Consider the following 12588-nt stretch of genomic DNA (forward strand, 5'->3'; position numbering starts at 1 on the left):
ATTGTTTTTTTGGCCGCTATCGCGAGCAAGCTCGCTCCCACAGAAGGCCTGCTGCGTGCACAAATCTTGTGAACAGCAGAAACCCACTGTGGGAGCGAGCTTGCTCGCGATGAGGGCAGTGAAAACACCGCCCTCTTCAGCTCAAATCACACTTTCTTGTAAAGCTGACTACCTTCCTTCTTGAACCGCTCAGCCTGCTCCGCCAAGCCCTGGGCGACATCGACATCCACCGCTTCAATGCGCTGGTTCGCCGCGTACTCGCGCACTTCCTGGGTGATTTTCATCGAGCAGAATTTCGGCCCGCACATCGAGCAGAAATGCGCCACCTTGGCCGAGTCCTTCGGCAGGGTTTCGTCGTGGTACGAGCGGGCGGTGTCCGGGTCGAGGCCGAGGTTGAACTGGTCTTCCCAACGGAACTCGAAACGCGCCTTGCTCAAGGCGTTGTCGCGGATCTGCGCGCCCGGGTGCCCTTTGGCCAGATCGGCAGCATGCGCGGCGATCTTGTAGGTGATGATCCCGGTCTTGACGTCATCCTTGTTCGGCAAGCCGAGGTGTTCCTTCGGCGTCACGTAGCAAAGCATGGCGCAACCGAACCAGCCGATCATCGCCGCACCGATGCCCGAGGTGATGTGGTCGTAGCCCGGCGCGATGTCGGTGGTCAGTGGGCCGAGGGTATAGAACGGCGCCTCGTCGCAGCACTCGAGCTGCTTGTCCATGTTCTCCTTGATCAACTGCATCGGCACGTGGCCGGGACCTTCGATCATGCATTGCACGTCGTGCTTCCAGGCGATCTTGGTCAGCTCGCCGAGGGTTTCCAGCTCGCCGAACTGCGCTTCGTCGTTGGCGTCGGCAATCGAGCCCGGACGCAGGCCATCGCCCAGCGAGAAGCTGACGTCGTAGGCCTTCATGATTTCGCAGATGTCTTCGAAGTGGGTGTAGAGGAAGTTCTCTTTGTGGTGCGCCAGGCACCACTTGGCCATGATCGAACCGCCACGGCTGACGATACCGGTGACGCGCTTGGCGGTCATCGGCACATAGCGCAGCAACACGCCGGCGTGGATGGTGAAGTAGTCGACGCCCTGCTCGGCCTGTTCGATCAGCGTGTCGCGAAACAGCTCCCAGGTCAGGTCTTCAGCCACGCCGCCGACTTTTTCCAGGGCCTGGTAGATCGGCACGGTGCCGATCGGTACCGGCGAGTTGCGGATGATCCACTCGCGGGTTTCATGGATGTGCTTGCCGGTGGACAGGTCCATGACCGTGTCCGAACCCCAGCGGATGCCCCAGGTCAGCTTCGCCACTTCTTCTTCGATGGACGAACCCAGCGCACTGTTGCCGATGTTGCCGTTGATCTTCACCAGGAAGTTACGGCCGATGATCATCGGTTCCAGTTCGGTGTGGTTGATGTTGGCCGGGATGATCGCGCGGCCACGGGCGATTTCATCGCGCACGAATTCCGGGGTGATGACTTTCGGCACGCTGGCGCCGAAGCTGTGGCCGGCGTGTTGCTGGTCCAGCAGGCCGGCGGCGCGGGCGACTTCCAGCTTCATGTTTTCGCGGATGGCGACGTATTCCATCTCGGCGGTGATGATGCCTTTGCGCGCGTAGTGCATCTGGCTGACGTTGGCGCCCGGCTTGGCGCGACGCGGGTTGTTCACGTGGGCGAAGCGCAGCTGGGTCAGCTCGGGATCAGCCAGGCGCTCCTGGCCGAAGTTGGAGCTCAGGCCCGCCAGGCGCTCGGTGTCGCCACGGGCTTCGATCCACGGCGAGCGCACATCGGCCAAGCCTTTGCGCACGTCAATGATCACGTTCGGGTCGGTGTACGGGCCCGAGGTGTCATAGACCACTACCGGCGCGTTGATCTCGCCGCCGAAGTCGGTGGGGGTCACGTCGAGGCTGATTTCGCGCATGGGCACGCGGATATCCGGACGGCTGCCCTGGACATAGATTTTTTGCGAGCGGGTAAAGGGCTGGACCGATTGCTGATCGACCTGGGCCGATTCACTGAGGTTGGTCGCGTTTTTTGATTTTGTCGTCATCACGGGCTCTCCAGACACACATCCAGGCAGTGGATTTTTGTCGGAGCGAACCTGTAACGAATGGACGCGTCCCTGCACGAAAGTGCGGACGCTGTGCTTGCTGCTCGAGTGCGTTCAATGATCGAACGACATCCCGGACGAAGCACAAGAGGACTCGCCGGGTGACGAGAAATCTTGTTCCCTACGCAGGCGCTAACCTGATCAGGTTCAACGGGATCCGAAATTATTCGATCTCAGCCTCATAGCAAGGCACCCCGACAAGAACCCGGCCAGTCTAGACACAACCGGCGCAGAACGCCATCGCCCGGGCAAAAGCCGTGATGAATGGCACAAATACAGGATTGTTGCCGTGCGTAGGCGCAACTACACTCGCTACGCCGCGCGCCTGTTATGCGCATTCAATTTGAACGTAGGGATCGCCTCATGCTGCGCAAACTCTCACTGGCCCTTGCCGTGTCTTGTGCGTCCAATGGAATGGCCTGGGCCGCCGAAGCACCGTTATCCAACAAGACCGACCTGGTCAGCGTGTACCAGGAAGCGGTGGACAACAACGCTGACCTGGCCGCCGCCCGCGCCCAATATGGCGCCCAGAAGGAAGTGGTGCCCCAGGCCCGCGCCGGGCTGCTGCCCAACCTGTCGGCCGGCGCCGACCTGAACAACACCCGCACCGAGCTCGACCAACCGGCGATGACCGCCACGCGCAGCTCCACGGTCTACCAGGCCACGCTGTCCCAGCCGATCTTCCGCGCCGACCGCTGGTTCCAGCTGCAGGCGGCCAAATCAGTCAACGAACAAGCGTCGCTGCAACTGTCCGCCACCGAACAGAACCTGATCCTGCAAAGCGCCGAAGCCTATTTCAACGTGCTGCGCAGCCAGGACAACCTGGCCTCGACCAAGGCCGAGGAAGCCGCGTTCAAGCGCCAGCTCGACCAGTCCAACGAACGTTTCGACGTGGGCCTGTCGGACAAGACCGACGTGCTGCAATCCCAGGCCAGCTACGACACCGCGCGGGCCAACCGGATCATCGCCCAGCGCCAGGTCGAAGATGCCTTCGAAGCGCTGATCACCCTGACCAACCGCCAGTACAATTCGATCCAGGGCGTCGTCCACACCCTGCCGATCCTGCCGCTGCGGCGCCGAACGACGCCAAGGCCTGGGTCGACACCGCCGCCAAGCAGAACCTCAATCTGCTGGCGAGCAACTATGCCGTCGATGCCGCCGAAGACACCTTGCGCCAGCGCAAGGCCGGCCACGCGCCGACCCTCGACGCAATCGCCCAATACAGGAAAGGTGACAACGACGGCCTCGGTTTCACCAACCCGAGCCCCACCGGCCAGCGCTACGGTGGCGACGCGGAGCAACGCACCATCGGCCTGCAGTTGAGCATCCCGATCTACAGCGGCGGACTGACCAGCTCCCAGGTGCGCGAATCCTATTCGCAACTCACCCAGACCGAGCAGCAGCGCGAAGGCCTGCGCCGCCAAGTGGTGGAAAACACCCGCAACCTGCACCGCGCGGTGAACACCGATGTGGAACAAGTCCAGGCCCGGCGCCAGTCGATCATCTCCAACCAGAGCGCGGTGGATGCCACGGAGATCGGCTATCAGGTGGGCACTCGCAACATCGTCGATGTGCTCGACGCCCAGCGCCAGCTGTACACCTCGGTGCGCGACTACAACAACGCCCGCTATGACTACATCCTGGATAACCTGCGCCTCAAGCAAGCCGCCGGGACGTTGAGCCCGGAAGATTTGCAAGCCCTGTCCCGTTACCTCAAGCCCGATTACAACCCGGACAAGGACTTCCTGCCGCCGGACCTGGCACAGGCTGCGGCAGAGCAGTTGCGTTCGCGGCCGACGCAATAATCTACCGCCACCCGCTAACGACAGCTCACCTTTTGTGGCGAGGGGATTTATCCCCGCTGGGGTGCGAAGCACCCCCCATTCAAACGGCCTGACACAAATGTGCCGTCAGGTTTTGGGGCTGCTGCGCAGCCCAGCGGGGATAAATCCCCTCGCCACAGATAATCCCTGCCATAGATGCAGGACTCGCGCTCAGTCGATCAACCGCCCCAACCCATCCAGCAATCGCTGCAACGCACCCTGGTTGCGGCGCATCACCACCAATCCCGCCTCTGCCATGCGCTGGGCGTCCCGAGGCAACTCGAACAGGCGCTGAACCGCCAGGGCCAGGCTTTCAGCATCTTCCACCTCCGCCAGAGCCCCGGCCACACGCAGTTGCGCGGCGATTTCGAGAAAGTTGAACAAGTGCGGCCCGCTGAGCACCGGTTTTGCCAGTGCCGCCGGTTCGAGCAGGTTGTGCCCGCCGTTGGGCACCAGGCTGCCGCCGACAAATGCGCTGTCGGCCAACGCATAGAGAAACAGCAGCTCGCCCATGGTATCGCCCAGCAATACCGAGGTCTGCGGGCCGACCGGCTGAGCACTGGAACGCCGGACCGTGGCAAAACCCTCGCGCTCGCACAATTGCGCCACTGAATCGAATCGCTCCGGATGACGCGGCACCAGGATCAGCAGCGCATCGGGATAGCTGTCGAGCAATCGCCGGTGGGCGGTCAATACCACTTCGTCCTCGCCCTCATGGGTGCTGGCGGCGATCCACACCGGGCGCTCCACCGCTTGCCATTGACGGCGCAAGGCGCTGGCGCTTTCGAGCAGTTGCGGGTCGATGGTCAGGTCGAACTTGATGGAGCCCGTGACTTCGACGGTTTCCGCCCTGGCACCGAGCTGGCGAAAGCGCTCGGCCTCGGCTTCGGTCTGCACCGAGAACAGGTTCATCTCGGCGAGCATCGGCCGGGTCAACTTGGGAAAACGCGCATAACCGCGCGCCGAACGCTCCGACAACCGCGCGTTCGCCAACGCCACGGGAATGCCGCGCCGGGCGCATTGATGGATGTGATTGGGCCACAGTTCGGTTTCCATGATCACCGCCAGTTTCGGCCGGGCCCGGTCGAGGAAACGCTTGGCCGCGCACGGCAAGTCATAAGGCAGATAGCAATGCTGGACGCGCGGTTCATTGGCGAACAACGCCTTGATCCGCTCCGAACCGGTGGGCGTCATGCACGTCACGGTGATCGGGAGCTGTGGATAACGCTGCAACAACGCGCGAATCATCGGCGCGGCGGCGATGCTTTCGCCCACCGACACCGCGTGGACCCAGATGCCGCCCGGCGCCATCGTCGGCAAGCCCCACGAGAACCGCTCGCCGATACGCCGCGCATAGGCCGGCGCCTTGCGAGCCCGCAGCCACAGCCGAATCGCTACCAGTGGCAGCCCCAAGTAAAACAACGCGCTATAGAGAGTTCTGTTCATGGCGGCGGAGTTTATCGGTTTTTCAGCCGATCGCCTGCAACTGCACGGCAAAACGTTCCGCCAGCCACCGGGCGGCGGGACCAAGGGGTTCATCGCGGCGCCAGACCAGCTCCACCACCAGGGCCGGCGGGGTCCATTCGCTGTTGAGTTCGACCATATCCCCCAGGTACGCCGGGTATTGCACGACATGCCGCGGCAACCAGGCCCAGCCCAGGCCACTCCTCAACCACTCGGCCAGCACGTAGAAGCTGTCAGCGCGCCAGACTTGCGGGCTGGCCTGTTCGCTGCCGGGATAGACGCTGGATTGGGTCGCCATCAGCAACTGGCGATGCCGGGCCATTTCCAGGCATGACACATATTCATGGTGCGCCAGCGGATGATTCCGGCCGCACACCGTGACCATCTCCACGCTGCCCAGTACCCGGCGCTCCAACGCCTCGGGGATCTGGTCGTGATAGAACAACAACCCAAGGTCGGCGCGACGTTCCACCAGCTTGCGCGCCACATCGCCTTGGGCGGCGCTGGCCAGCTGTACTTCAAGCGTGGGGAATCGTTCGGCCAGCGCCGCCAGGCTGTCGATGACGGGCTGATAAGGCATGGCTTCGTCCTGGGCCAGGCGCAGCGACGCCTCCTGCCCACGCATCAGGGCCAAGGCCCGGCCGTTGAGGCGCTCGCATTGGCGCAACACTTCCCGGGCCTCCTCAAGCAGCGCCACGCCCGCGTCGGTGAGCTTGGGCTGACGACCGCTGCTGCGTTCGAACAGGCTCACCCCCAAGTCTTCTTCCAACATCGCAATCGCGCTGCTGATGGCTGACTGGGCCTTGCGCTGATCCCGGGCCACGGCGGAGAACGAACGCTTCTCGGCGACACCGACGAACAGCCGCAGTTGTTCCAGATTCCATTGAGTATTCATGGCGCAACCTATCTCCATTGCAGATAGGTAATGACTTTACCGCATCTGCCCAATCCCTAGAATGGGGCCATCGAACGACGCAACAGTCACAGAGGATTCGCCCATGAACGCCTACTACTACCTCGCCATTGCCATCTGCGCCGAAGTCATCGCCACCGTGTCGATGAAAGCGATCAAGGGTCTCAGCGCGCCACTGCCCTTGCTGCTGGTCATCGTCGGCTACGGCACTGCGTTTTGGATGCTGACGCTGGTGGTGCGCACCGTTCCGGTAGGCGTGGCCTATGCGGTCTGGGCCGGCCTGGGGATCGTCATGGTCAGCGTCGCGGCGCTGTTCATCTACGGGCAGAAACTGGACGTGCCGGCGATGCTGGGGATGGCGTTGATTGTTCTTGGGGTTGTCGTGATCCAACTCTTTTCCAAGACTGCAGGGCACTGAAAATACTGCCATTGAATTGGAACACACCGATATTGAGCTGGAACGCACTTGTGGCGAGGGAGCTTGCTCCCGCTGGGCTGCGCAGCAGCCCCAAAAAGCTTGGGACCGCTGCGCGATCCAGCGGGAGCAAGCTCCCTCGCCACAAAAGCTTTGCTCCCATGTGGCCGACGTTGATCGCCAACAAATGCCCTCTTCGTCGAGTCTGTATACTGCGCCCTCGTCTTGAATTCTGAGGTCGCTGCATGCCATCCGTTATTTCCACCGACATCCTGATTGTCGGCGCCGGAGTCGCCGGCCTCTGGCTGAATGCGCGCTTGCGCCGCCAGGGGTTTTCAACCGTGCTGGTGGAAAGCGCCAGCCTCGGCGGCGGGCAGAGTGTCAAATCCCAGGGCATCATCCACGGCGGCGCCAAGTACGCCTTGCATGGCGCCCTGACCGGCGCCTCGGAAGCCATTGCCGACATGCCACGCCGCTGGCGCGAGGCCTTGAAGGGTGATGGCGAGCTGGACCTGGCGGGCGTACGCATGCTGTCCGATGCCCATTACCTCTGGTCCCCCGGAACCCTGGCAGGCAACCTCACCAGCTTCTTCGCCAGCAAGGCTGTGCGCGGACGCGTTGACCAGGTCAAGGGCGAGCAACTGCCGCCCGCCCTGCAAGACAAGCGTTTCAAGGGCAAGGTCTATCGCCTGTCCGAATTGGTCGTGGACGTCCCCAGCCTGATCGCCCGCCTGGCGGAACTGGCCGGTGACAGCCTGCTGGCCGGCCAGCATATCGAGCCGCTGCATGAAGAAGGCAAACTGATCGGACTGAAGGTCGACGGTCGCGAGATCCGCGCCCAGCGTATTGTCCTCAGTGCCGGCGGTGGCACCGCTGACCTCCTCAAGGCCCTGGGCCTGGACCAGCCGGCCATGCAGACCCGACCGCTGCACATGGTCCTGGCCAAAGGGCCGGGCCTCAAGCCGCTGTATGCCCATTGCCTGGGCGGCGGACCGAAGCCGCGCGTCACCGTGACCACCCATCCCGCCGCTGACGGCCAATGGGTCTGGTACATGGGCGGCGACCTCGCCGAAGGCGACGCCGTCGCCCGTGAACCGGCCGCGCAGATTGCCGTCGCCCAGAAGGAACTCGGCCAACTGCTGCCGTGGATCGACCTCAGCACCGCGCAATGGGCCACGTTGCGAGTCGCTCGCGCCGAACCGCTGCAATCGGGCCTGACCCGCCCCGACAATGCTTTCGTCGCCGAACAGGATCGCCTCTTGGTGGGCTGGCCAACCAAGTTGGCACTGGCTCCGGACTTTTCCGATCGAGTGATCGCAGCACTGCAACGCGACGGCATCCAGCCAAGCCACGCCGCCCCGCTGCCGGACCTGCCCAAACCGCCCATGGGCATACCAGCCTGGGAACAACTGTTGCCATGAGCCAACCGACCCTGCATGACTTGCATCGCCCGCTGGGCCACAACGGCCCGAAGGTGTCGCCCCTGGGCCTGGGCACGGTCAAGCTCGGCCGCGACCAGGGCGTCAAATACCCCAACGGTTTTCGCATTCCCGATGACGACGAAGCACGCATGTTGCTCAAGTTGGCGCGCGACCTGGGCATCAACCTGATCGACACCGCGCCGGCCTATGGCCGCAGCGAAGAGCGCCTCGGCCCGCTGCTGCGCGGCCAGCGTCAGGACTGGGTGATTGTCAGCAAGGTCGGCGAGGAATTCAGCGACGGCCAGTCGCGCCATGACTTCAGCGCCAGCCATACGCGGTTCTCGGTGGAACGCAGCCTCAAGCGCCTGGAAACGGACTACATCGACCTGGTGCTGGTGCATTCGGACGGCAATGATCTGTCGATCCTCAACGACAGCGATGTCTATCCGACCCTGGCGGCACTCAAGCGCGAGGGCAAGATCGGTGGTTTCGGTTTTTCCGGCAAGACCGTCGACGGCGGCTTGAAAGCCCTGGAGCAAGGCGACTGCGCGATGGTCACCTACAATCTGAACGAACGAAGCGAAAAGGCTGTCATTGACTACGCAAGCGAGCACGGCAAGGCGATCCTGGTGAAAAAAGCCCTGGCCAGCGGTCACGTCTGCCTGAGCCCCGGAGAGGACCCGGTCCGTGCCAGCTTCGAACTGTTGTTCGAGCATCCAGGGGTTGCCAGTGCTATTGTCGGCACCATTGATCCGCTGCACCTCGCCCATAACGTTGCGACCGTAGCCAACGTCCTACGTCAAAACTGAAGCCGCCCTGCGCGGCATCAAGCAGGAGCTGACATGCCGCGTACGCTCATCAGGAAAAATCCAAGCAACTTCAAGACCCTGCCCCTGTTCGTCGAAGCGACACCCGAAGGCCTGACCTACCAGAGCATCGGAATGCCGTTGAATTTCGCCCAGACCTTACAGCGTCGCCGCCCTGTAGCGGTGGCCGATGCGGAACGTTTTTCCCTCGAACTGGCGAACCTGGGCGTCTCGGTGCGCCTGACCTTGCATTGGCAGAACCGCGAATATTGGGTACTGGTGCGCCAGCGTCGCCAAGATCGCGGCGACGTGGTACTCAAGCTGATCTCCGGTTACGTCCCCGCCCATGAGTTGAACCTGCCGCTGCTCACCGCCATCAACGAAATAGCCGAAGAATGCCTGCTGGAAACACCGGAAGGTTGGCTCGGCGGACGCTTCAACGACACCTGGCTGCCCGCGCCTTATTCGAGTGCGCTGCATTATCGCGAAGCCTTGCCGTTTCGCCTGGCTCCGCTATCCGGCTCGGCCCGCCCGGTGCGCTGCGCCAACCTGCAACTGATCGAACGCCCACGGGCCTATGTGCATTTGCCGACGGCATCGCTGCAACTGATTTATGACTTGCGCCTGGACGTGCCCAAGGAAGCCAAGTCCCTGAGCCTGTTTCATGTCGATGAACGATTGGAAGGCGATCAACTGGTGGCGCGCCTGGACCGCAAGCGCCCCGATCTGTACCTGATGCCACTTGAAAACGGCAAGCCGATCGGTGAGCTCTACACCCTTAAACGTGATCGTCTGGTTGCGGCAAGCACCCGGGGCCTGCACTTGGCCGAAAGCTTCGCCAGCCAGGAGGGTTGGGTGGTACGCGACGAACGCATCCGCTGGAAGGATTGGCTCGTGAAACAGGGCTTGGAAGTACACACGCCTCGTCGCCAAGGCCTGACCAACTTGCACAAGAAGGCCATGGGCCTGATGCGCATGGTTCGCGGGACACTGCATAAATAACGTCAAGCGGAGCGTCGTTTATCCCAATACGTGCGCCACTGCGCAAACAGGTGAAAATAACGATTCTCTCGCTTCCCCATGCCGCGCTTGGGCGAGAATGATTCTTCGGCGAAGGTCCCATCGATTCGTACCCGTGATGCCGTGGTCGCCAGTGTGCAGACTTTCACCTGTGCTTGTTGCAACGCGTATTTGAGCAGCCGTTCGGAATGCAGTTTCCTGCCCGTAGCCTTGCAAAAATCGAAAATGCGTTCGATCCGCTTGCCATAGGCCCGGTAGGCATCGCGCCCACACACAGCAAAGCGGTCATTCAAGCCTCCCCACCATTGCCAATCCGGTATGTAGGCATTCAATCGGCGCGCGTCGGGGTGGGCAAAAATATAAGCGGGCAGCGCTGTATGGTAGAAGTTGTCGGGACGCACAAACACGACGAAATCCGGATCGAACGGCTCCATCATGGCAGTCACGGTATTCAAGGAATTGAGCTGGTAGATCAGATTCCTGAGCGACGCATGCTCATCTCCCCAGGTATCGCCCAAGGCCTTGACCCGCTCGAAGTCCCAACGCTCCAGGACACCTTCGGTGGACTCCAGGCGACCGGTCATGGTGGTGAACGGTGCGTAATTGTCCGCTTTCAGTTCACCTTGCTCCCCCGAGCGCGGATTGCGGACTTCATCCATTTTGTACAGGTGATAAAAACACTGCACTTCGCTCCCGGCAGGAATCTGCGCCAGGACGTTTTCTTGAATGGAGGGGAAACAGATTTCCGAGTTTCTCGGAATACCAAAAAAAGCCAGCGCAACTTTCAACACGCGTCCTGCCCTTGTCGTTAAAAAGAATTGCCCGGCGGCATCGCATCAAGCGACTCGTCATGCCAATGCGACTCAAGGCCGACGAAACCACCTTTGCCACCAACGGCAGCGTTGCAACGGCACAACGGTTACATCGGCCCCGAGCAGCCACTGTCGCTCGTACTCCCAAGCGTGCCCGCTCCAGAACTTTCCCGCTTCGTTGGAGAAACCCAAGGTGAAGATTTGATAGTTATAACCCGCATGGCCGCGCAACCAATCGAACAGCACCAGCGCGTTGAAGCCCGTCGAAGGGCCTACATAGCGCTTGCCACCCTCCCGGTCGACCGGGTAGTTCCACAAAGGGGGTAATGGCATGCGCTCCCAATACAAGGTCACGCCCGGTAGTGGCGACATATTCCCGGTGCACCCCACCAACATTGTGAAACAACGTGCGTCGGGCAAGCCGAACAATCGCTGCACCTCGGCGTTGTAGGGCAGGCCGAAGAAATAAGCGTCGGGGGCATTGAAGCCATGGACGAACACATTAACGCTGTGCGGACGGAGCAGTGCCGACTTCACGCAGGTATTGAACGTCACGACCACGTCGTCACTGCCGATGTCGAGTGCCTGGAAGTCAGCCGCGGTGATGGCTGGGTTATTCGCCACCAGCACCACCCGCGCGGCCCTTTCCAAGCAATTCTTCAACGCCTGGGGCAAGGCCCCCATCAGTGATTGATGACCGCCAGGCAATTTGTCGAGCGCCATTTCGTCATTGATTCGAGGAACCCGATCCGCCATGTCGCTTACCCCGGCACCTTCATGCCATAGCGCAGCTTGACCCATCCGCGAGTGAGCGCCGATGGGGCTTGCCAGGGACGCATATCACGCTGGATTTCCTCGGCCAAGGCCTGCCCGACGCGCGCAAACGAATAGCGACGCTCGGCGAAGGCTTGGCCATTGCGGGCGATTCGCGCGGCCAGTTCCGGATCACGCTGCAGCATTTCGAGTTTCTCCACCGCCTCAGCTTCGGAGCGATAGAAGACGGTGTTTTCCATGTCCTCGAAGCCCAGCAATCTGTCTTCCTCGCCCTGGCTCCAAGCCAACAGCACGCAACCACAGGCCATGGCCTCGAAGTTCTTGATCATGAACTCCCCCATGCCCAGGTCGGCGCTGACAAAAATCTTGATGCGATTGAGTGTCTCCAGATACTCGCGGCCTGACTGAGTACGCGTCACCAGCATACCGGTGCGTTGAGCCAAGGCTTCAAGCAACGCTCGGCGTCGCGCATATTCAGTGCTTTTGAGGCTGCCGAGAAAACCAATGGGAATATCCCGTACGCTGCCGGTGTTGTGCAGCATCTGTTCGTCATAACCTTTGGAAACGAACACAGCATCGATGTTCTCGGCTTGCATCCGTCGCGCCACCAGCGCCCCTGACACCAAGGCACGGCAACTGGGCAAGCGGCGGTATAGGCGCGAATAAACGCCGTAGTATTTACTTTCGCGCATGTAGTTCTGATAAGCGTCGTGTTCGAGGAAGATCAGTCCCGGAATGCACTTCAATACGCTAAGTTGCGGGGCGAGGCGTTTGACCCGCGAAAAGATCACCACCCGGTCGAAATCCTGATAATTGGCCGAGACAAGGAATCGGCCAAGCTTCTTTTGCTGCTGCTTGGTCAAGCGATAGAGGGTGCAGTCGTTGCAGTTTTCCTGCACGACCTGATACAGGCGGTCGAGAATCACACGCTGTTCAGCCATCACCAGAAGCATGACTTTCATAAGTTAATAAGCCAAAGACTGAAACAACCAGAGCCGGGGGGGGGGGCAAGCTCGACCCCAATGGTCGAAACTTGCCATGTAG

General features: G+C 61.4%; 10 protein-coding genes, 1 pseudogene and 1 riboswitch. Of the genes and pseudogenes, 5 read left to right on the plus strand and 6 right to left on the minus strand.

The features are described 5' to 3' along the window. Positions 1-146: 146 nt before the first annotated feature. Entirely contained in the window at positions 147-2036 is a 1890-nt protein-coding gene (thiC, locus tag AB4N42_RS00245; protein ID WP_030140188.1) for a phosphomethylpyrimidine synthase ThiC, read from the minus strand. Positions 2037-2197: 161 nt separating this feature from the next. Next, positions 2198-2303, minus strand: a riboswitch (TPP riboswitch). Positions 2304-2459: 156 nt separating this feature from the next. On the opposite strand from thiC, the pseudogene AB4N42_RS00250 reads away from it, so the two are divergent. Beyond that, positions 2460-3901: pseudogene (locus AB4N42_RS00250) on the plus strand (TolC family outer membrane protein). 189 nt (positions 3902-4090) lie between these two features. Here the strand turns inward: AB4N42_RS00250 and waaA are convergent. Beyond that, positions 4091-5365 (minus strand): lipid IV(A) 3-deoxy-D-manno-octulosonic acid transferase, encoded by a 1275-nt coding sequence (waaA, locus tag AB4N42_RS00255; protein ID WP_460115697.1) that lies wholly within the window; start codon positions 5363-5365, stop codon positions 4091-4093. Positions 5366-5387: 22 nt separating this feature from the next. Continuing rightward, positions 5388-6278 carry a LysR family transcriptional regulator gene (locus AB4N42_RS00260; RefSeq protein WP_030140191.1) on the minus strand — a complete coding sequence of 297 codons (891 nt, stop codon included), beginning with the start codon at positions 6276-6278 and terminating at the stop codon, positions 5388-5390. Positions 6279-6381: 103 nt separating this feature from the next. On the opposite strand from AB4N42_RS00260, the gene AB4N42_RS00265 reads away from it, so the two are divergent. The 4 genes from AB4N42_RS00265 to AB4N42_RS00280 all read left to right on the plus strand — a co-directional run bounded on the left by AB4N42_RS00265 (position 6382) and on the right by AB4N42_RS00280 (position 9940). Next, positions 6382-6714: a DMT family transporter gene (locus tag AB4N42_RS00265; RefSeq protein ID WP_181290974.1), complete on the plus strand. Its 333-nt coding sequence runs from the start codon at positions 6382-6384 to the stop codon at positions 6712-6714. Between the two features lie 242 nt (positions 6715-6956). Next, complete coding sequence (locus AB4N42_RS00270; RefSeq protein WP_030140193.1) at positions 6957-8132, plus strand: NAD(P)/FAD-dependent oxidoreductase; 1176 nt, start codon at positions 6957-6959, stop codon at positions 8130-8132. Next, positions 8129-8941, plus strand: a complete 813-nt coding sequence (locus AB4N42_RS00275; protein WP_030140194.1) for an aldo/keto reductase — start codon at positions 8129-8131, stop codon at positions 8939-8941. The genes AB4N42_RS00270 and AB4N42_RS00275 overlap by 4 nt, the downstream gene beginning before the upstream one ends. A gap of 33 nt (positions 8942-8974) precedes the next feature. Next, positions 8975-9940 carry a hypothetical protein gene (locus AB4N42_RS00280; protein ID WP_030140195.1) on the plus strand — a complete coding sequence of 322 codons (966 nt, stop codon included), beginning with the start codon at positions 8975-8977 and terminating at the stop codon, positions 9938-9940. Positions 9941-9942: 2 nt separating this feature from the next. Here AB4N42_RS00280 and AB4N42_RS00285 read toward each other — a convergent pair whose 3' ends face one another. The 3 genes from AB4N42_RS00285 to AB4N42_RS00295 form a co-directional block, all read right to left on the minus strand. Then, positions 9943-10749, minus strand: a complete 807-nt coding sequence (locus AB4N42_RS00285) for a hypothetical protein (protein ID WP_431146414.1) — start codon at positions 10747-10749, stop codon at positions 9943-9945. A 72-nt stretch (positions 10750-10821) separates the two neighbouring features. Further along, the gene (locus tag AB4N42_RS00290) at positions 10822-11526 is read right to left on the minus strand and encodes a hypothetical protein (protein ID WP_030140197.1); all 705 of its coding nucleotides are present in this window, start codon (positions 11524-11526) and stop codon (positions 10822-10824) included. Between the two features lie 5 nt (positions 11527-11531). After that, a complete protein-coding gene (locus AB4N42_RS00295; RefSeq protein WP_198797231.1) occupies positions 11532-12506 on the minus strand; it encodes a glycosyltransferase in 975 nt (324 codons plus the stop codon). Between the last annotated feature and the right edge of the window lie 82 nt (positions 12507-12588).

Source organism: Pseudomonas sp. H2_D02 (assembly GCF_054677635.1).